At 69.2% G+C, this 18,719-nt stretch carries 18 protein-coding genes; 8 read left to right on the forward strand and 10 right to left on the reverse strand.

Translation table 11 applies throughout. The annotated features are described in order from the left end of the window. Positions 1-40 precede the first annotated feature (40 nt). Positions 41-1,777, reverse strand: a complete 1,737-nt coding sequence (locus ACFV2O_RS32945) for a DUF3556 domain-containing protein (RefSeq protein WP_379255510.1) — start codon at positions 1,775-1,777, stop codon at positions 41-43. A gap of 134 nt (positions 1,778-1,911) precedes the next feature. Here ACFV2O_RS32945 and ACFV2O_RS32950 point away from each other — a divergent pair, with 134 nt between their 5' ends. Continuing rightward, positions 1,912-2,610 carry an NUDIX hydrolase gene (locus ACFV2O_RS32950; protein WP_379255512.1) on the forward strand — a complete coding sequence of 233 codons (699 nt, stop codon included), beginning with the start codon at positions 1,912-1,914 and terminating at the stop codon, positions 2,608-2,610. Here ACFV2O_RS32950 and ACFV2O_RS32955 read toward each other — a convergent pair. The 6 genes from ACFV2O_RS32955 to ACFV2O_RS32980 all read right to left on the reverse strand — a co-directional run bounded on the left by ACFV2O_RS32955 (position 2,582) and on the right by ACFV2O_RS32980 (position 7,516). Next, positions 2,582-3,265: a methyltransferase domain-containing protein gene (locus ACFV2O_RS32955; RefSeq protein ID WP_379255513.1), complete on the reverse strand. Its 684-nt coding sequence runs from the start codon at positions 3,263-3,265 to the stop codon at positions 2,582-2,584. The genes ACFV2O_RS32950 and ACFV2O_RS32955 overlap by 29 nt on opposite strands. Beyond that, complete coding sequence (locus tag ACFV2O_RS32960; protein ID WP_379255514.1) at positions 3,262-4,644, reverse strand: B12-binding domain-containing radical SAM protein; 1,383 nt, start codon at positions 4,642-4,644, stop codon at positions 3,262-3,264. Before ACFV2O_RS32960 ends, ACFV2O_RS32955 begins: the two co-directional genes overlap by 4 nt. Continuing rightward, positions 4,634-5,971, reverse strand: a complete 1,338-nt coding sequence (locus ACFV2O_RS32965) for a radical SAM protein (protein ID WP_379255515.1) — start codon at positions 5,969-5,971, stop codon at positions 4,634-4,636. The genes ACFV2O_RS32960 and ACFV2O_RS32965 overlap by 11 nt, the downstream gene beginning before the upstream one ends. Further along, on the reverse strand, positions 5,971-6,216 hold the full coding sequence (locus ACFV2O_RS32970; protein WP_379255516.1) for a hypothetical protein: 246 nt from the start codon (positions 6,214-6,216) through the stop codon (positions 5,971-5,973). Before ACFV2O_RS32970 ends, ACFV2O_RS32965 begins: the two co-directional genes overlap by 1 nt. A gap of 120 nt (positions 6,217-6,336) precedes the next feature. Beyond that, positions 6,337-7,119, reverse strand: coding sequence for a TrmO family methyltransferase (locus tag ACFV2O_RS32975; RefSeq protein ID WP_355078370.1), 783 nt, complete (start codon positions 7,117-7,119; stop codon positions 6,337-6,339). Next, positions 7,043-7,516 carry a tetratricopeptide repeat protein gene (locus tag ACFV2O_RS32980; RefSeq protein ID WP_379255518.1) on the reverse strand — a complete coding sequence of 158 codons (474 nt, stop codon included), beginning with the start codon at positions 7,514-7,516 and terminating at the stop codon, positions 7,043-7,045. The genes ACFV2O_RS32975 and ACFV2O_RS32980 overlap by 77 nt, the downstream gene beginning before the upstream one ends. Positions 7,517-7,718: 202 nt before the next feature. Here ACFV2O_RS32980 and ACFV2O_RS32985 point away from each other — a divergent pair, with 202 nt between their 5' ends. The 6 genes from ACFV2O_RS32985 to ACFV2O_RS33010 are packed head-to-tail and all read left to right on the forward strand — an operon-like array spanning position 7,719 to position 13,216. Further along, the gene (locus ACFV2O_RS32985; RefSeq protein ID WP_379255519.1) at positions 7,719-8,303 is read left to right on the forward strand and encodes a biotin transporter BioY; all 585 of its coding nucleotides are present in this window, start codon (positions 7,719-7,721) and stop codon (positions 8,301-8,303) included. Further along, positions 8,296-9,417 (forward strand): class I adenylate-forming enzyme family protein, encoded by a 1,122-nt coding sequence (locus ACFV2O_RS32990; RefSeq protein WP_379255521.1) that lies wholly within the window; start codon positions 8,296-8,298, stop codon positions 9,415-9,417. Before ACFV2O_RS32985 ends, ACFV2O_RS32990 begins: the two co-directional genes overlap by 8 nt. Then, positions 9,414-10,541 (forward strand): thiolase family protein, encoded by a 1,128-nt coding sequence (locus ACFV2O_RS32995; protein WP_379255523.1) that lies wholly within the window; start codon positions 9,414-9,416, stop codon positions 10,539-10,541. Before ACFV2O_RS32990 ends, ACFV2O_RS32995 begins: the two co-directional genes overlap by 4 nt. Next, complete coding sequence (locus ACFV2O_RS33000; protein ID WP_355078365.1) at positions 10,538-11,218, forward strand: ABC transporter ATP-binding protein; 681 nt, start codon at positions 10,538-10,540, stop codon at positions 11,216-11,218. Before ACFV2O_RS32995 ends, ACFV2O_RS33000 begins: the two co-directional genes overlap by 4 nt. Then, positions 11,215-11,817, forward strand: a complete 603-nt coding sequence (locus tag ACFV2O_RS33005) for an energy-coupling factor transporter transmembrane component T family protein (RefSeq protein ID WP_379255524.1) — start codon at positions 11,215-11,217, stop codon at positions 11,815-11,817. Before ACFV2O_RS33000 ends, ACFV2O_RS33005 begins: the two co-directional genes overlap by 4 nt. After that, positions 11,810-13,216 (forward strand): AMP-binding protein, encoded by a 1,407-nt coding sequence (locus tag ACFV2O_RS33010; protein ID WP_379255526.1) that lies wholly within the window; start codon positions 11,810-11,812, stop codon positions 13,214-13,216. The genes ACFV2O_RS33005 and ACFV2O_RS33010 overlap by 8 nt, the downstream gene beginning before the upstream one ends. Positions 13,217-13,398: 182 nt before the next feature. Here the strand turns inward: ACFV2O_RS33010 and ACFV2O_RS33015 are convergent, their stop codons facing one another. From ACFV2O_RS33015 to ACFV2O_RS33025, 3 genes are all read right to left on the reverse strand, one after another. Continuing rightward, positions 13,399-14,778, reverse strand: a complete 1,380-nt coding sequence (locus tag ACFV2O_RS33015) for a DUF5933 domain-containing protein (RefSeq protein WP_379255527.1) — start codon at positions 14,776-14,778, stop codon at positions 13,399-13,401. A gap of 154 nt (positions 14,779-14,932) precedes the next feature. Then, positions 14,933-16,303 (reverse strand): amidase, encoded by a 1,371-nt coding sequence (locus tag ACFV2O_RS33020; protein ID WP_379255528.1) that lies wholly within the window; start codon positions 16,301-16,303, stop codon positions 14,933-14,935. 218 nt (positions 16,304-16,521) lie between these two features. Next, positions 16,522-17,742: a helix-turn-helix domain-containing protein gene (locus ACFV2O_RS33025; RefSeq protein ID WP_356968133.1), complete on the reverse strand. Its 1,221-nt coding sequence runs from the start codon at positions 17,740-17,742 to the stop codon at positions 16,522-16,524. Positions 17,743-18,138: 396 nt separating this feature from the next. On the opposite strand from ACFV2O_RS33025, the gene ACFV2O_RS33030 reads away from it, so the two are divergent. After that, positions 18,139-18,615, forward strand: coding sequence for an HAD-IIIC family phosphatase (locus ACFV2O_RS33030; RefSeq protein WP_379255530.1), 477 nt, complete (start codon positions 18,139-18,141; stop codon positions 18,613-18,615). Positions 18,616-18,719 lie beyond the last annotated feature (104 nt).

Genomic DNA, 18,719 nt, shown 5'->3' on the forward strand with positions numbered 1-18,719 from the left:
CGCTGAAAGCGACTCCGACTCTTGTGGAAAGACGGACGCGCTAACTCTCCGCGCTCGCGGTGTAGTGCACCCGCACCGGGACGTCGTCGGCCCAGGGCTGGCGGGTCACCATGTCGGCGACGCGCACTTCGCCGCGTTCGAACTCGCCCGCGGCCGCGTCGACGAGGCGGTATTGCTGGGTCTGCCGGTGGATCGGCTGGGCGTCGAGGAGGACGACGCGGACTTCGCCGGGTTCGAAGTGGCAGCGGCGGTGCATCGCGGCGATGAGTTGTTCGTTGTGCAGGTGGCCGTCGCCGAAGTTCCAGCCGACGGCGGTGCTGCAGATGCGTTCGCCGTCGGTGATGGTGTACTCGTCTTCGTGGCCGGGTGGCATGGCGCGGTGGACGAGCGTGAACAACGCGCGGCCGTGGGTGTTCATGGCCCGGAAGGCGTACCCGAGGTACATCGGGATCTGCGCGCGATCCTTGCCGTAGAACCGCTCCAGCTGGGCCTGCGGCATGCCGGCTATCGCGACGATGCCGGTGCCGATCTTCGCGGCGGCCGAGGGTTTGACGCACCACATGGTGGTGTCCCAGTTCCCGGCGTAGTAACGCATGCCGGGTAAGAAGGAGATCTTGCGCGGGAACAGATTCCCGGCGATCACGATGCCTGCGATCACGACGAAGAGCACCGCCACGGGCACGGGGTTGCGCACACTGCTCGGACCGAGATCGGCGTGCGCGACGAACAACGTGACGACGCCGAAGATCATGAAGACGTTCCACTCCAGCGGGACGCCCATGGGAATGGCGGTGAGGATCGCCAGGTGGAAACACACCATCACGATCGCCGCGATCGCCGTCGGCCAAGCGCCGTGGGAGAAGAACAGCACCAGCGGAACGCACATCTCGACGACCGTGCCGCCGTGGGCGAAGACGCGGGACAACCGTCCCGGCCGCAGATCGTCGGGGAAGCGTTCGAAGAACGCGCGCTTGAGCGGCTTCGGCCGGAACACCGGACTGTTGGACATCATCGTGGACACCACGAAAGGGAAGTGCTTGTTGAGTTTCGAGGTGGCCGCGCCCATCCAGATCACGACGAAGACCACCTTCGCGGCGACGATCGAATCGGCGCCGGGGAGAAGGAAGACGACTGTGAGGGTGGCGTACACCTCGCCCCGGGCGGCCAGGAAGATCACTTTGTCCCGCAGCCCGAGTACCGCCAGCAGCCCGAGGACCACCGCCACCTGCCAGTGCGGCAGCAAACCGACGGTGGTGTCCAGCTCCGGTATCGGTCCGGTTCCGTCGGACAGCAACGCGACCGCTGCCGTCGCCAGCAGCGCCGCGTACAGCGCGACATCCACCGGCGTGCGGTTGTCGCCCTTGGTGAGCGGTATCCGCCCCGGCCACGGTGGCAGCCGAATCGTGTTGGGGCGCAACCAATACAGGATCGAGCCGAAGGGCGGGAAGTACCGGTTGTTCAGCGGGCCGAACCCGCACCCGAGGCCGACCACTTCGAACAGCAGCGTGTACAGCACGACCTTCTGGAAGACGATCGGCTCCGACCACCAGGCGCCGACGTCGGTGAACCCGTCGATACCGTTGGTGGTCAGCGCGATCGACCAGCCGCCGAGCACGTAGAGGCAGATCTTGCCGACGTAGAACAGGTGCAGCACCGCCGGAGTCCCGAAGCCGACCTCGGCCCAGTGCCGGGCCATGGGACGGATGCGCTCGGCGCGCGTGCCCTTGCTCCATTCCGTCATATCGACCACCGGCAGGTCGGGCTCGAGAAATCCCATCAAGCACGCTCCGATCGCGAACGCCCGGGGCACGGTCCGGACCCCAAGGTTCCCGATACGGTGACAGGTGAGGCAGTTGCTGTCAACGACTTCCTTTGTCGCGCTCGTCGATGGGGAAGGGCAAGATCGAAGCCATGGAGCCGACCCCGACAGCGCCGCTACCGAGGAGCATCGACGAATTCCGTGTGCTCGCGCATTCCCGCTTGGCCGCATTTCCGCGCATCGAGGTCGCCGACCTGCCCGGTGTGCGCCGCGCGGCGGTGGTGCTGTGCGTGGTCGAGGAGCCCGGCGGCCCGCTGTCGGTGATCGTCATCAAGCGGGCCTACCGTGGCCGCAACGCCGGACAATGGGGCCTGCCCGGCGGCCGGCTGGACGAAGGCGAGACCACCGAACAAGCCGCCTTGCGCGAACTGCGCGAGGAACTCGGCCTCCACGCGCGGCCGAGTGATCTGCTCGGCGCACTCGACGACTTCCCGGCGGCCTCCGGTTTCACGATCACGCCCCTCGTTCTGGCGCTGAACGACGCGACCCGGTTACGCCCGAATCCGGATGAGGTCTACTCGGTGCATCTGGTGGATCTGGCCCGGGTGGCCGCCGAGGACACCCCGCGCTGGGTCCGGGCCGAGGACGCGGTACGGCAAGCGGAACTGCGCGACGACACCGCGCCTGCGGGCGAAGCGGGCCTGTTGCAGATGCGACTCGGCCCGAAGATGACCATTCACGCACCCACCGGCGCGCTGCTGTGGCAATTCCGCGAAGTGGTCCTGCTCGGCACGGACCCTGACGCGGCCAGAGTCGCCCACTTCACCCAGCCGGATTGGACCCATCGCTAGTTCTCGACGGCGTGACCGTCCAGCCGCGTCGAGGACTCACCGCCTCCGGGGCGATCTCCTCGACCAGGTCGAGGCCCGCCGTGCCGAGTAACGCGTGCATGTGAGCCTGCGACCACCCGCGGATCCGTAGCGGCGGTTCGTCGCGTTCGGTGAAGATCGCCGTCCCGTCGGCACAGACCTGGGCGGGCAGCCCACGCTGGGCGAGTCGATGCGCGTCCACCCAGGTGAAGACGCAGGTGCCCGAGTCGCCCAGCCGGGTGCGAATGCGGGTCAGCAGGGCCGCGTGGTCGCGTACATAGCCGAGGAGTTCGCCGACCGCGGAGATGAACGGGTAGTCGGCGTCGGTGTCGTCGAGGAACTCCGTCGCGGACTGCCGTCGATAGTCGACCAGAGGACTGTCGCGGTATCTGGCCTTCGCCAACGACAGCATGCGCGCGGAGATGTCGACGAGGACCACCTGTCGGCCTGCCCGGACGAACGCCGCGGCCTCACGCCCGGAGCCGGAACCGAGGAAGAGCGCGGGGGCGCCACCACGGCTCGCGAAACGGGACAGCGCCGCGAGAACCGCGGCGTCGAACCGCGCGGGCGCCAGATCCCAGCGCGCGTGGTCGTGCGCATCCGCGACGGCGTCGAAGGATTCGGCCATGCCGGTCATCGGCGCAGCCGTCGGATGTCGTCGAGGATCGCGGCGATCTGGCGTGCTCGGTAGGCGTCGAGGTCGCGAAGTTCGGGGGGTTCCGGACCCAGCCCGAGACGTTCCTCGAAGGCGAAACGGCAGCGCATCAGCCACTCCAGCGCACCGTCGCTGCACTGCTCGTGATCGGCTTCCCGCGCGACGGCCGCTCGGTAGATCCGATCGACGTCCGGTTCGGTGAACCGGTAACCCAGCGGTGCGAACGACGTCGACGGCTCGGCGATCACCTGGGTGCGAAGTTCCCTGTGGGCGAGGGTGTTGTGGAACGGGATCAGCGTGGTGAGGCTGAAGGACCGGTACAGCCGGTGTTCGTCGAGCCAGCGCAGGCTTTCGTCCAGCTCGTCGAGTGTGCTACGCGGCTCGAAGACGATCAGCGAAGCGACCAGACCCACGTCCCGTTGCCGCAGGCGGCGCACCATCCTGGACAACTCCTCCGGTGTCGTGCCCTTTCGCAGTCGGCGCAGCACCGAAAAGGAGCCGGATTCGACACCGGCGTGCACCTGAACAAGCCCCACCGAATGCAAGGTGTCGAGTACCCGGTCGAGCGTGCGGTCGAGCCGGGCGTAGATGGAGAAGCGGACATCGATGTTCCGGCTGCGCAGTTCGTCGGCGAACCGCTGTGCCCAGTCGACCGCGGCCGGCGCTCCCAGAAAGTTGTCGTCGACGAACTGTACGCGTCGAATGCCCTGGCCGACAGCGTGTTCGGTGATCTCGCCGACCACGTCGGCGGGTTCGCGCGGCTGCCACCGGCGGACACGGGGCGCATCGGGAACGCCGTCGACGGCGCAGAAACTGCATCCGTGCATACAGCCGCGTGTCGCTTCGATGTCGAGTACCCCGCGAGCGCGGGCGAAGCGAGGGAATCGGCGCTGTGGCGTGATCGTCTGCCAGGTATCGGGTGTCGCGGGCGGTGTTCGCCCGCAATGGGCCAGGCAGGTCGCGACCACCCGGCCGACCTCACCGGAATCCGCGATCGCGTCCACCTGCTCGGCTACGCCGGGCTGTACCGACATCGCGGACGCGGCCCGGCCCACCACCAGCACGCACGCATCGGGGTGGACCGCCCGGGCGGCGCAAATGGCCGCGCCGACACCGTCCGAGATCCGGTAGAGGGTGTCGAACACGATGACCGGTCGCGGCGCGAGCGAGCGCAGGGCCGCGACCAGCCCCTCCGGATCGGCGGCGGAATCGTAGTAAGCGCAAACGATCCCGGCTCGCTCGAGTGCCGAACCGATCCCGCCGAGCCGGAGGTTCTCGTAGGGCAGGTTGTAGGCGAGCGAGGACCCGTCCTGAATATTGACCAGCAGCGCCCTCGCAGGCGCGGGGTGTTCAGGTGACACTGACGATCGAGAGCAAGCGATCCCGGATGAGCGTTCGATTGATCTCGCAGCGCACGTCCGGTCCGTTTTCCAGCTCGCCGGTCTGCGAGTTGTACCAGCGTGCCTGGCAGTCGCCCGCGCACTGCCACTTCGCGAAGCAATTCCTGCACTTCGGAATCTTGTTGACATCGTGCAAACGCAGCTTCGCTATGCGGTTGCCGTCCACGTCGAACGTCCGCGTTTCTCGGTTGTACCGTCCGTAGTAGGCGTGCGGCGCGCGTTTGTCGTCGTCGTACATTATTTCGTAGCAACTCGAAATATGGCCGTCGGAGGTCAGCGAGAAATTCGGATCGGTGACGCCGCAGAACGTTCTCCGGACATGGGGAAAGGTGGCCAGCGCGCCCGACACCACGATCGTCCTGCCGTATTCGTCGGCGATCTCCTGAGCCGCGTGATAGCCGCGTACGAATTCCTGCGCTTCGGGTTCGCCGAAGACCACCGAGCGGCCACGGCCGGTGCCGAGCACCGGCCCCAGATGGAAACGTGGCAGGTCGAATGTCGAACAGAGGTAGCGGGCGATCTCCGGCATCTTGCCGACGGCGGCTCGGCTGATCGTGGACTTGATCATCAGATCCGGAACGCGCCCGGTGAACAGCTCGATGACCTCGCGCACCCGGGAATACGACGTGCCTCCGCGCACGGTCGGACGCTGGAGATCATGGATCGCCGCCGGACCGTCGTGGGACACTTGCACACTGTCCATGTTGTCGGCGATCCACTGCGCCTTGGCGTCGCTGATCAGCCCGTTCGTGACCATGCTCGCGTTGACGCGCAGATCGCCCGCTTCGTTGCGCGCGTACTCCCGGCCCCAGTCGACCGCCGTGCGGATCAGGTCGAAGTCGAGCGTCGGTTCGCCGCCGCCGTGGAAGTTGAGATAGGCGGTGCCCGCGCCGCTCGCCGCCGCGTTGTCGATCACGAATTTCGCCGCGTCCAACGCCATCCGGCGGCTGTACAGGTCGACCGGGTAATCACCGGCGTCGGCGTAGCAATAGGTGCAGCGGAGATTGCAGGCGGCGGTGACCATGTAGACCACCCCGGTCGGCGCGAACGATTCGTCCCAGGTGCCCACGGGGGCGGGGCTCGGCGTGTCGGCGGGCACGATGAGCCCGAGCCCGTGCAGGTACCGCAAGGTCTCGCGGCTCGCGGAGCTCTGCCCAGAGCGGAGTTCGGCGGCCGTCTGCGGTGCCAGGCGGCTGATGACCCCCTCGAACGGCGCGTAGAGCAGGTGGCCGTCGTCGACATCGACGACGAACACCTCCTCGGCGATCTTGAACCGGCCGTCGGACATCAGAACACCTTGCATTCCCCGACGCACTGCGCGCACATGCGATTGTCCTGAACGGTGGGTGCGCCGATCCGCACCGTGTGCGCGGGTTCTTCGCCGGGTGCGCAGCAGAATTCCGCCGAGTCGAACAGGAGATTCAATGTGACGCGGTCGGATTTGATATCACCGAGCAGAGTTTCGGACATGGTCGCGCTCCCGTTCAGATTTCGAGTCAGGAAATACCGGAAAAACAGTACCGAGCCGGACACGGTCGCGCCGTCGATCGCCTGGACGGCCTGCCGCGGAAATGGCGTGTCGCCCGCGTGTCCGGAGAATTCATTCGGCCGAATGTCGTTCGTTCGCCCGACTGCCGATCGGCGCCGGATATGTTATTGCGGGTACTGCGTGATGGCCCACTCCGAGCCGGTCCTGCGTGCGGAAAGTCTGCGTGTGGGTTCCACGAATTCGACGACCGGTTCGTCGGTGTCCGACAGTGTCACGCCCAGCCGGCCGTTGCCGAAGGTCGCGCCGGTGAGGCCTTGCACACAGTCCACGAGATGGCCGTCGGCCCGGATATGGACCCGGAGCGCGGGATTTCCCAGCCACAAGTCGTGGTTCTGCACCAAAGTGGCCGCCAGCGCGCCGGTTTGGCCGACGCGAGCGCAGCGCTCGCCGTGGAAATTGTAGGCGGGGCGGGCCAGCACGGCGGCCAGTGTCCGGTGGTCGAGCTGCCGTTCGACGAACCGGCGATCCAGCCGCCGCGTGGACGGCACGCACTCCCAGCGCCAGTTGTACCTCTTGATGTCGAGCACCGGTGAGTTGTCCACGAAATCCAGCCACTCGAAAGAGATTTCGGTGCCTCGGATGTCGAGCACCCGGCTCAGGGTCATGCCCAACAGGTTGGGCCGGCACGACGACCGGATCGAGAAGGCGCCCTGCGCGTGGCGCGTGCCCGGGCTGCCCGTCAGCACCTCGGGATCGGCCAGATGGAATACCGCGAGCACGTAGAGGTGATCACCCGGCTCGATTCCGTCCAGCGCGGCCAGATACCGTTCGTCCAGCACCACCCGGGACGGAAGCCCCTCGGAGGGAACGTCATCGATCGTCGGCGCGCCGCAGCGCACCACGCCGATCGGGGCGAAAGCGGGCAGGGTCGGGGCAACCGGGGTCATGCTGTACTCCTGGGATCAGTGGAATTCGGACGCACCAGCGGGCAGCCGCGCGTATTCGCGGCGGATCAGATCGGCGATCACCGCGTCGGGCGCGGGTTCCCTTCGCTACCGCTGCCACCCGCTCCAGCAACGCGGCGGCTCCGTCGAGGTCACCGCGGGCGGTTGTGCACCGCGCGATGTTCACCGCGAAGTGCAGCTGCTTACCGGTGAGATAGCGGTGGCCGTATTCCGAGGCCAGTCTGTGACAGGTGTCCAGCGCGGCGCGTAACCGGCGCTCGGCGGTGTCGTGGTCGCCGTCGTGGAATCGCAGCAGAGCGAGCACGGGCAACGCCTCGACGCGAACGACGGCGGTCAGTTCCCGATCCGGCCGCGGCAGGTGCGCGCCGATCTCGTCCATCGTGTCGATGCCTCCGGAACGAGTTGCTGTCCTCGCCGGGAAGCGGCTGCGGGCCCGGCTTCCCGGTATCGGATGAGTCTGGCCGCGCGGGCACGAAAAATCTGTCCGACGATCGGAGGACAGATCACACCGAGCTCGGTGCGCGCCGCCGTACTCGGTTTGCTACCTTGAACGTCGTTCAAGTTCTAGGCGGAGGGTTGTCGTGGAGGGTGTCGAGAACTCTCGGGAGCCGAGGGCCGGTGTTTCCGCGCGGGATATGGCGCAGATCGCCGTCTTCGCGGCGCTGATCGCGGCGCTGGGCCTGCCGGGCGCCATCACCGTCGGGTTCAGCGGTGTGCCGATCACGGTGCAAACCCTCGGCGTGATCCTGGCCGGTGCGGTGCTCGGGGCGCGCAAGGGAACGGCGGCGGTTCTGGTTTTCCTGGCGCTCACGATGATCGGCCTGCCGCTGCTGTCCGGCGGCCGTACCGGTCTGACGGCGCTGGCCGGTCCCAGCGCCGGGTACCTGATCGGCTGGATTCCCGCGGCGCTGTTCATCGGGCTGGGCACTGCCCGCATCCTGCCGAAATACCCGGTCGTGCTCGGTCTGCTGATCAACGCCGTCGGCGGTCTGCTGATCATCTATTCGTTCGGCACCGTTGGCCTGCTGCTGCGCACCGATCTCGGCGTGCGGGCCGCCGTCACCACCAACTTCGCGTTCATTCCCGGCGACCTGCTCAAAGTCGTCGTCGCGACCGTGGTGGCCAAGGGAGTGCACCGCGCCTATCCCGGTGTGATCCGTGCCTAGTCCCGAACTCGGCGGCGCGGCCGACGCGCCTGCCGTCGACTTCGGTGGCCGCCGCTTCACCTACCGCGAACTCGACCGTGCGATCGAGCGGTGGATCGCCGACAACCCGGACGAGCACGTCTACGACGCCTCGGCCCTGCCGGTTCCGGACGCGCTGATCCGCGTCTGCGCCGCGGCCCGGCGCGGCATCCCGGTCTTCGTCGAGAATCCCGCCGCGCGCCCGCACCGTACCGGCATCCCGGCTGGGGCGTTCCTGCTGGTGGCTACCTCCGGCTCGACCGGCCGTCCCCGGCCGCTGGCGCGCACGGCAGCCTCCTGGTACGACAGCTTCCCCGCGTTCACCGCGATCACCGGTGTTCGGGCGTCCGACCGCGTACTGATCACCGGTCCGTTGCACGCGACCATGCATCTGTTCGGTGCGTTGCACGCGTTGTGGCGCGGCGCGTGCGTCACCGACGACCGGTCGCGAGCCACCGTGGTGCACGCGGTGCCCGCCGTACTGCGTGAGGTGGTGGCCGCCTGCCCGCGCCTGCGCACCGCGATCGTCGCGGGCATCGCGCTCGACGACGGTGCGCTGGCGGCGGCCGGCCGCGTGGATGTCGTCGAGTACTACGGGTCTTCGGAGGTCTCGCTGGTGGCGGCGCGCCGTGTTCCCGAGCCGATGCGGCTGCTCGACGGGGTCGAGGCCGAGGTGCGCGACGGACTGCTCTACGTCCGATCGCCCTACCGCGTGCTCGGCGCGCCCGATTGGTTCGGCGTCGGTGACCTCGCCGAACTGGGCGACGACCGTGAGCTGACCGTGCTGGGCCGGGGCGACTGCGCGATCAACGTCGGCGGCACCGTGGTGGTCGCCGAAGAGGTGGAGCGCGTTCTCGAAGCGCTCGACGGCGTCGCCGCGGTGGCGGTGATCGGCTCGCCGCACGCGGTGTTCGGGGAAACCGTCACGGCCGCGGTGCAGTTGGACGGACGCGCCGGGCTCGACGAGGTGCGGTCGCGAGCACGCCGCGTGCTGGCGAAGGAGGCGATGCCGCGCCGGTGGGTGCCGCTGCCCGCATTGCCGCGCACCGCCGCAGGGAAGGTGGCCAGGGGCGAACTGAAAGACTTGCTGGCATGAGCCCGGTTCCCGTCCTGGTAGCGCCGCGCCGCACTCCGATCGGCAACGCGGGCCACGGATTGTCCGATCTGACCACCACCGACCTGGCCGCTCCCGTGCTGCGCGAGGTGCTGACATCACTGCGCCGCGCGGGCATCGACGCCGACGTGGACGACGTGGTTCTCGGTAACTGCCTCGGGCCCGGCGGTGATCCCGCCCGGGTCGCCGCCTTGCGTGCTGGGCTGGGCGTGCATGTTCCGGGCGTCACCGTCGATCGGCAGTGCGGTTCGGGCCTCGACGCGGTGATGCAGGCGGCGTCGCGGGTGCGCAGCGGCGCGGACGAACTTCTCCTGGCCGGCGGGGTCGAATCGGCCAGCACCGCCCCGTGGCGGTTCTGGCCGCCCGTGGCGGACGCCGAGCCGGTGCGATACACCCGCGCCCCCTTCGCGCCACCGGGTTTTCCCGATCCGGACATGGGTGCGGCCGCCGACGATCTCGCGCGAGCGCGCGGCATCAGCCGGGAGCGGCAGGACGCCTACGCGGCCCGCTCGCACACGCTCGCCGCGGCCGCCGACTTCACCGCGGAGGTCGTGCCGGTCGGCGGCGTGCACCGGGACGAACGCATCCGGGCGGGAATGACCGCGGCCCGGCTCGCGCGCCTGCGTCCCAGCTTCGGCGTCGACGGCACCGCCACCGCGGGCAATTCCTGCGGCATCTCCGACGGGGCGGCGGCCATGGCGGTCACCACCGAGGCGATGGCAGCCGGGCTGCCCGCTCTGCGGATCCTCGGCTGCGCGGTCGCCGGATCAGACCCGGCGTACCCGGGCCTCGGTCCGGTACCCGCGATCCGAAAACTGCTGCGTCGGACCGGTTTCGGTGTAGCGGACCTCGGCGTCGTCGAGATCACCGAAGCCTTCGCGTCGGTGGTCCTTGCGGTCGCCGACGAACTGGGCCTGGACGAGTCCACGATCTGCCCGCAGGGCGGCGCCATCGCGATGGGGCACCCGTGGGGAGCGTCCGGGGCCATCCTGCTGGTGCGCCTGGCGAGTCAGATGCTGCGTGCGGACGGCCCGGCGCTGGGTCTCGCGGCTTGCGCCATCGGCGGCGGGCAGGGGATCGCGGTCCTGGTGGAGCGAGTGTCGTGAGCGAGATCGTCTTCGACTCGGTGAGTCACCGCTTCGGTGAGCGAAAGGTGCTGCGCGACATCGACCTGCGGATCACCGAGCGCCGCGTGGGCGTCATCGGGTCGAACGGTTCCGGCAAGTCGACGCTGGCGCGCATGATCAACGGCCTGCTGACGCCGAGTTCCGGCACGGTCACGGTGGACGGTGTCGACGCGGCCCGCAAGGGCGCGCAGGTGCGACGGAAGGTGGGGTTCGTCTTCACCGATCCCGACACCCAGATCGTCATGCCCACGGTCGCCGAAGATCTCGCCTTCTCACTGCGGCGGACCGGGCTGAGCAAGCAGGAGATCGCGGCGCGCGTGCGGGAGATCCTGGAACGATTCGGGCTCGCCGGTCACGCCGAGCACCCCGCCCACTTGTTGTCCGGCGGCCAGAAACAGCTGCTCGCCCTCGGCGCGGTCCTGATCCGGCGACCGGAGGTGATCGTCGCCGACGAGCCGACCACTCTGCTGGACCTGCGCAACGCCAGGGTCGTCGCCGACGCGCTGGACGCGGTGGATCAGCAGGTGATCGTCGTGACGCATCAGCTGTCGCTGCTGGAGAGCTTCGAACGCGTCATCGTGATCGACGACGGGGCGGTGGTGTTCGACGGAACGCCCGGCGACGCCCTCGCGGCATACCGGGCGTCGGTCGAATGATCGGCCTGTACCGTCCGGGCGATTCGCCACTGCACCGGATACCCGCCGGGGTGAAGCTGGTGGTGCTGCTGGCGTCGATCGTGGCGACCACGGTGTTCGTGCGCACTCCACCGCAGGTGCTGGCCACCGGTGCGGTGGTGGCGGGACTGTTCGCGGTAGCCGGGATTCCGTGGCGGGTCGCTGTGGCCCAACTGCGTCCGCTGGTGTGGATGCTGTTGATTATCGCGGTTTTCCAGGTGCTGATCACCTCGCCCGCGCGGGCCGCGGTGGTGTGCGGCTTGCTGGTGGTCTCGGTGGCGCTCGCGGCGCTGTTCACCCTCACCACCCGGGTGAGCGACCTGCTCGATGCCGTGACCCGGTGGCTCGGACCGCTGCGGCGGGTGGGTGTCGATCCCGAGCGGATCGGCCTGCTGCTGGCGCTGGCCATCCGGTGTGTCCCGCTGCTGGCGGGGATCGTGCACGACGTCGCCGAGGCCCGGCGCGCTCGCGGCCTGGAATGGTCGATGACGGCGCTGGTCACGCCGGTGCTGGTGCGCGCGCTGCGGACGGCCGACGCGATGGGCGACGCCCTCGCCGCCAGGGGAGTGGACGATGACTGAACTGCTCGCCGCGCGGATCGCTCGGCAGGCCGCGGCGAATCCCGCGGCGACCGCCGTGGTCTCGGGACGCGAGGTGGTCGACTACGAGCGGTTCTGGTCGAAGGTCCTGCGCACCGCCGCCGGGCTCGACGGCATGCGCCGGGTGGCCGTGCTGCCCACGTCCGATGTCGAATCCCTGGTGACGGTGACCGCGGCGATGCACGCCGGGGTGAGCGTCGTCCTGCTGCACCGCCATCTACTGCCCGATCAGTTCGGCCGTGTCCTCGCGCTGGCCGAGCCGGGAGCCGTCGTCGCGGCGCCGCACCAGCACCGGCGGTTGCGGCGGCTGGGATTCGACGGCGTCGTACGGACCGCCGCCGCGTTGGCATCCGATGCTCCGGCGGCCGGGGCGCGACCGGAGGCCGAACTGTTGGTGGGCATCACCTCCGGCACCACCGGTGAGCCGAAGCTCTTCGTGCGCGATCAGCGGTCGTGGGCCGCCACGCTGGATCGCTCCGATGCCACCTTCGACATCGGCGCCGGAGACCGGGTCTCGGTGCCCGGCGTGCTGGACCACACGCATTTCCTCTACGGCGCGTTGCACGCCTTGACTCGCGGCGCGACGGTGGACCTGCGACCGGTGGTCGACGCACTGAACGACGGTGCGACCCAGCTGTATTCGGTGCCGACGATCGCGTGGGACGTGGTGCGGGCGGGAATCGGCCAGGTCGGCGGCGTCCGGGAGGTGCTGTCCTCGGCGGCCCGGTGGCCGCTGGGGGGACGGCGAGCGTTGCGGGAGGTCCTGCCGAACGCCTCGCTCGTGCACTTCTACGGTGCGTCCGAGCTGAGTTTCGTGTCCTACGACCGTGGGCTCGGCAGTGCCGACGAGAAGTCGGCGGGCGAACTGTTCTCCGGTGTCGAGGCGTGCGTCCGCGACGGCCTGGTGTATGTGCGCAGCGACATGCTGTTCGACGGCTACCTCACCGCGGACGGCGTGGCAGGCGGCCCTGTCGACGGCTGGATGACGGTGGGCGACCGGGGCGAGGTGATCGGCAACCGCCTACGGCTGTTCGGCCGGGACAGCGAGATGTTGATCCGGGCGGGCCTCAACGTGGAACCCGCCGCCGTCGAAGCGGCGCTCACGGCGATACCGGGTGTCGCCGAGGCCGCCTGCATCGGCGTACCCGACGCGCGCATGGGGGAAGCGCCCGCGGCGGCGATCGTGCTCGGCGCGGGCGCACCGGAAGCCGACGAGATCTGGCGGCGGCTGCGCGCGACCTTGCCGAGTCCGAGTATGCCGGTGCGGATTCTGGTCGTGGACCGGCTGCCGCGTACGCCGCGGGGCAAACTGGATCGGGCGGCGCTGGCCTCGACCCTGGCCGCGCACGGCCGTGTCGGCCGCCCTGAGGCCGATCGCTGATCACCGGAGCGCGAAAGGACGGTGGTACGCGCTCGTCACCGACCGCGCGGCCCCTCAGCTCCGCCGGGATGTGACCCCCTTCGCCGGGCCACCGAAGCGCAATCCTCTGCGCTTCACGTGACCTTCCCTCCGGGACGATGATCGTCGCGGCGGCGTCGACGTGGAAGCCGAGGGCACACAGATCACCGCGACGCGTCTGTCCGACGATCGGCGGGCTGATCCACCGCCGGGGCCGGGCTGCTCGATTCCGCCGACGACGTACCGAACCACGTCAGGTAGAACAGGATCGCCAGCGCGCCGAGCGCGCCGAGGATCACGATGCCGGACGGTAGCGGGTGCGTTGCCATCGGCACGGCGAAGAAGCGGATGCACAGCAGCATGCCGGTGCAGACGCCGACACCCATGGCCACGATCCGGACGCGCTGGTGATCCCAGCCCCGATCCGGCTCGCGCAGCACGGATTCCACCGTCAGGCACAACGCCGCGCCAACGACCAGGTCGATGCCGTAGTGCGCGCCCAGGCCGAGCGTCGCGACAAGCGTGCACACCAGCCAGAACGCCCCGCCCCAGCGCAACCACAGCGGGCCGCGCCGGGAGTGGATGAACAGCGACAGCGCCCAGGCGGTGTGCAGCGACGGCATGCAGTTGCGCGGCGTGATGCCGTCGAAGCGCAGCGCGTCCATCGAGGACGGCACGGCCGGAACGACATTCGGCCAGACGTCGGCGATCTCGAAGCCGAGCCCCTGCGGTCCGTAGGCGAGCACCGGCCCAACCACCGGGAAGACGACGTACCAGATCGGCCCGACGAGGCCGAGGGTCAGGAACGTGCGCACCAGGTAGTGCCGTGGCCACGCGCTGGTCGTCACGCCGCGTAACTGCCAGGCCGCGACCAGGACTGCCGCCAGCGGAAGCTCGAAGTACACCCAGCGCACCACACCCGTCGCCAGCGGTCCCGCCACCTCGAGCGCGTGCCCGACCAGCCAGGACGGGCTGCCGAGGGCGCGATCGGCGACTTGTACATACGGATCGAGGACTGTCGGGCAGGCCCACGCGGTGATGTCCAGCCAGATCTCACTGATCTTCGTCGCCGCGATCAGCAGCGCGCCGAAGGCGATGGTGCGCAACGCCGTGCGGCGTCGTTGTCCGTCCCACCGCACGAACGCGAGCACCGCCAGTGCGGTGAGCACGATGGTCGGGCCGTTGCCGACCGTGAACGGACGCCCCTCGGCCGTCCTGATCAGGACGAACACCAGGTCGACGCCGATCGCCGCGGCGACGGCGCCCAAGCGTGCGCGCGCCGTGATCCCGACCAAGGCCAGCAGGAATCCCGCCCACGGTGTGGTCGCCGACTTCGGCGTTCCGGCGTAATCCCGCAGCAGGCTGGTCAGCGGGCCCAGCGCCCCGATGTGCGCGGCCATGAGTTCGCCGCCGATCAGCGCGACCACGATGGCCGCGATACCGCACCACACGACCATCGGCCGGAACCGACGCTCTCGGAGCTCTTCGATACCCACTCGCTCGCCCGGTGGGGTCAAGCTCCCTCGCACGTCGTTCACAAGCACCGGAACATCGTAAACACGGCATTAACGGCATATGTACGCGGAGATGCCCGCGCGCTGGCGAGAGCGCGCCGTCCGGGTCCGGTCAGTGGAAAACGGCTGGCGGCGATCCTTTTCGGGGACCGCGGTGCCGACGCCGAGCGGCGGTGACGGTCCGCTACGGGATCGACGCGTCGGCAAGCGGAGCGTGCCGCTGCCAGGGACGGATCTGCTCCAGCTGTGCGGCGACCGCCAGCAACGTGGTTTCGCCGCCGGGCGCCGCGGCGAGCTGCACACCGATGGGCAGTCCGGTGTCGGACTGCCCGGCGGGAACGGAGATCGCCGGGTAACGGACCGTGTTGAACGGCGGCGTGAAGGGAATGAAGCGGGATACGTCGAGCAGGGTGCCCGGAAATCCCTTCCCGGCGAAGGTTCCGACCGGAACCGGCGGGGTCGCCAGGGTGGGCGTGAGCAGAAGATCGTGCTCGGTGAACCACGCGGCGAATCGTTCGGACTGCCGTGCCGGGGGAGCGTCGGGTACACGACGCATCCGGCCGATCACGCGTCCGGCCCGGGCCACCTTGCGGGTCAGCGGTTCCAAAAGGTCCGCGCTCAGGTCGGTGGTGTCCTCGGCGACGCCGGCGAAGTAGCGGGCGAGGAAACCGAGCGCGTCCTGTGGTCGCCACGGCGGAGCCACCTCGGTGACGGTGTGGCCCGCCGCACGCAGCGCTTCGGCCGCCGCCAGCATGGCAGTGCGCACCTGCGGGTCGACGGAGGCTCCGAGAACCGGTGGCCGAGCGGTCATGCCGATTCGCAGGGTCCGCTGGGGTGCGGCCGGTGCCAGGTAGCGGTCGTCGGCCGTGAGCACCGCCAGCAGCAAGGCCGCGTCGGACACCGTGGTGGCCAGCGGTCCGAACGTCGACAGGCCGAGCCAATTGGAGCCGAGTTCGGGAGGCCGCGCGATCACGCCGTCGCCTGGCTTCAGGCCGACGAGCCCGCAACAGGACGACGGGATGCGGATCGAACCGCCGCCGTCGGAACCGATTGCGAGCGCGGTCATTCCAGCGGCGACCGCCGCGGCGCCGCCGCCGGTGGATCCGCCCGGAGTGTGCGTGAGCAGCCACGGGTTGCGGGTGATGCCGTGCGCGACGCTCTCGGTGACCGGCCACTGACACAGCTCGGGCACATTGGTCTTGCCGATCAGCAGCGCGCCCGCGGCACGCAACCTGCGGACCAGCTCACTGTCGGACTCGGCCGCGGTCTGCCGCGCCGCGCGCGAACCGTGGCCGGTCACGCACCCGGCGAGGTCGAGATTGTCCTTCACGGCCACCGGAACTCCGGCGAGCGGGAGGTCGGCGAGATCGCTACGGGTGGCCAGGGCGCGGGCTTCGCGGCGCACCTGCTCGTGGCGCACGATGCGGAAGGCGTTGATCCGTGTATCCAGTGCCGCGATGCGGGCAAAGTGCTCGTCGGCCACCTCCAGCGGGGATACCTCCCGGCTCCGGACTCCCGCCGCGATTTCTCCCGCCGACGCGCCCACCCATGTCATCGCAACCTCCTGATGCCTCTGGTTGCGACGACCCGGCTGTGCCGCCACCGGCCTTCGTAACTCGTGGCTCACGGTAATCGTCGATCTGTGACACCACAATGACCAGCGCCTGGTCGTTCCCGCGCATGGGAACGGGCGGCGGGCGAGTGATCCACGCGGGGTCGTCGCGGTCCGCCGCCGGCCGCGGACGGCGACGAACCCGTGAACGCGTCGAGCGGTCAGGTCGTGCGATACGTGCGGGCGACGAGTGCCGAGCGCAAATACCACAGACCCGACGGCTGCGACGGGTCGAATCCGGTGAGCTGTCCGATCCGTTTGAGCCGGTAGTCGACGGTGTTGGTGTGCACGTGCAGCACGCGAGCCGTGCGCTGCCGGTTGAGGTTGTTGGCGATGTGCCGTTGCAGCGTCTCCAGCAGTTCCGGGTGCGCGTCCAGCGGATCCAGCAGCGAGCCGAGGTACTCGCGGCCGGGCCCGGGTCTGGTCAGCTGATATTCCAGCGCCAGCTCGTCGAAGCGGTACAGTCCGGCGACCGCCTGCAATCGCTGCACCATGTCGAGCAGTTCGTGCGCCTGGTCGGCGGCGGTGGGAATCTTCTCGGGGGTGGCCTCGACCATGGTCGCGGTGACGCCCACCTGCGCGGCGTGCGACAGCTGGGTGACCAGGGCGTCGAGCTGCTCGTTGTTCAAGTGGCCCGACGGGATGAGCACCGTGCCACCGTCCACGCTCAGCAGCGACAGCGCGGCCTCGCCGCAGCGCGTTGCCAGCTCGGCCTGGACCCGCCGCAGTTTCCTGCGGGCGACGACCTTGCCGTCGACCATCGGATTGCGTTCCTCGCGGTGCGGCGGAATCGCCACGGCCAGAACGGCGTACGAGGAGGCGATGGCGATGCCGCATTCGCGCGCCATGGTGGAGGTGCTGTGCCCGCCGAGCAACGCGGAGGTCAGCGTGTGCACGGCGGTGTGGTGCTCGCTGACCACCGCGCGCAGCTCGCGGACGTAGGCCATGGAGACCGCCGAGTTGATCATGTCGAGCATCTCGACCACCATCTTGGCGCCGTCGACGAGGTCGTCGTAGTCCTTCATCGTCGCGTCGGACACCACCAGCTCCAGGCCCATCTTGAAGCCTTCGTGGATCGAGTGGTGGATGGTGTCGATCGGTACTCCCTCCCGCGCCCATCCCGCGGCGGCGTCGCCGAGCCGCTGGAGTTTCTCCGGAAGGTCCTTTCCGTCGAGCATGCTCACCGCCAGCTCCAGGCAGACCCGGGTGATGGTGGTGACGTCGCCTGCGATGGCGTCACCCGGTAGGGTTCCGCACGGGATGACGTTCTCGACGAAGTGGCCGACCATCTGACGCGATAGCCCGCGAACGTCTTTCAGTGGCGACGACATCGGCTTTCCCGACAGGGTCAGGCTCGGCCGGGCCGAACTGTCGACGGACATTGGCGACTCCCTTCCGCCCACGATTGCTGTGCAGCGCATTCACACTAATCTGTTGATCTCTTTCGCGGACCCGATCGACGGGTTCTGTGAGAGCGAGTGAGACCGTCCGGCAGGGAGTTGTGAGCGGTCACAGCAGCTGGACGTGCGACCGATTTCCGGTGACCACCTGCCCATTTCCGGCTCGGCCCACCGGCTCGTCGCCGGGTGCGGAGCGCAGCCAGTTCGGTCGTTGCCGCGAGGCGCGGCCGACATGCCGGTAGGATCACCCGCGCCGGTCATGGCCATGTAACCAGGGTCTTGTCCGGCACGTGTCGTGTCCTGGATGGTGTGCAGTGCCCATCTGTCGCGCACGCCACGGCGGAAAGGCAGTGATGACGCAACGATAGGGGCAGGGCGATGACACCGGCTCTGAGATGTCTTGTCTGGGAAGTGGACAACACCTTGTGGGACGGTGCCGTGTGCGACGCGACCGTCGGCGCGTTGCGGCCCGCCGCGCTGCGCACCCTGCGCGTGCTCAGCGAACGGGGGATCTGGCATGCCGTGGCCAGTCGCGGCGAGCGTGAGTGGACGCTGGACAAGCTGTACCGGCACGGCGTCTACGAGATGTTCTCGGCCGTCGAGATCGGCTGGGGCCCCAAATCTTCGGCGATCGTCCGAATCGCGCGCACGCTCGGCCTCGGACTCGACACCATCGGCTTCATCGACCACGAGCCGGTGGAGCGCGCCGAGGTGGCCCGTGCGCTTCCCGCCGTGCGGTGTTATGCCGCCCGGAATGCCGACGTCCTGCCGGTGCTGCCCGATTTCCGGTCCGTCTTGCGCACCGGGCCCGCGCCGACGCCGCCGCTCGGATTCGCCCGGGTGCCCGTGCGCTGAGTACGTAACGCGCGGCGCGCCGACGCAATCGGCGGCCGAGCCGTCCGCTGCGGCGCGGACTTCCCAGCGTCGCGAGGTTCGCGCGGCAGCCGTATCGTTCTGGC

The organism is Nocardia sp. NPDC059691 (assembly GCF_042733915.1).
GTDB classification, from domain to species: domain Bacteria; phylum Actinomycetota; class Actinomycetes; order Mycobacteriales; family Mycobacteriaceae; genus Nocardia; species Nocardia sichangensis.

Coding starts and splice junctions, on each gene's coding strand:
- ACFV2O_RS32945 (WP_379255510.1), bottom strand. CDS start 1,777: ATGGGATTTCTCGAGCCCGACCTGCCGGTGGTCGATATGACGGAATGG.
- ACFV2O_RS32950 (WP_379255512.1), top strand. CDS start 1,912: ATGGAGCCGACCCCGACAGCGCCGCTACCGAGGAGCATCGACGAATTC.
- ACFV2O_RS32955 (WP_379255513.1), bottom strand. CDS start 3,265: ATGACCGGCATGGCCGAATCCTTCGACGCCGTCGCGGATGCGCACGAC.
- ACFV2O_RS32965 (WP_379255515.1), bottom strand. CDS start 5,971: ATGTCCGACGGCCGGTTCAAGATCGCCGAGGAGGTGTTCGTCGTCGAT.
- ACFV2O_RS32975 (WP_355078370.1), bottom strand. CDS start 7,119: ATGACCCCGGTTGCCCCGACCCTGCCCGCTTTCGCCCCGATCGGCGTG.
- ACFV2O_RS32980 (WP_379255518.1), bottom strand. CDS start 7,516: ATGGACGAGATCGGCGCGCACCTGCCGCGGCCGGATCGGGAACTGACC.
- ACFV2O_RS32995 (WP_379255523.1), top strand. CDS start 9,414: ATGAGCCCGGTTCCCGTCCTGGTAGCGCCGCGCCGCACTCCGATCGGC.
- ACFV2O_RS33005 (WP_379255524.1), top strand. CDS start 11,215: ATGATCGGCCTGTACCGTCCGGGCGATTCGCCACTGCACCGGATACCC.
- ACFV2O_RS33010 (WP_379255526.1), top strand. CDS start 11,810: ATGACTGAACTGCTCGCCGCGCGGATCGCTCGGCAGGCCGCGGCGAAT.
- ACFV2O_RS33020 (WP_379255528.1), bottom strand. CDS start 16,303: ATGACATGGGTGGGCGCGTCGGCGGGAGAAATCGCGGCGGGAGTCCGG.
- ACFV2O_RS33025 (WP_356968133.1), bottom strand. CDS start 17,742: ATGTCCGTCGACAGTTCGGCCCGGCCGAGCCTGACCCTGTCGGGAAAG.
- ACFV2O_RS33030 (WP_379255530.1), top strand. CDS start 18,139: ATGACACCGGCTCTGAGATGTCTTGTCTGGGAAGTGGACAACACCTTG.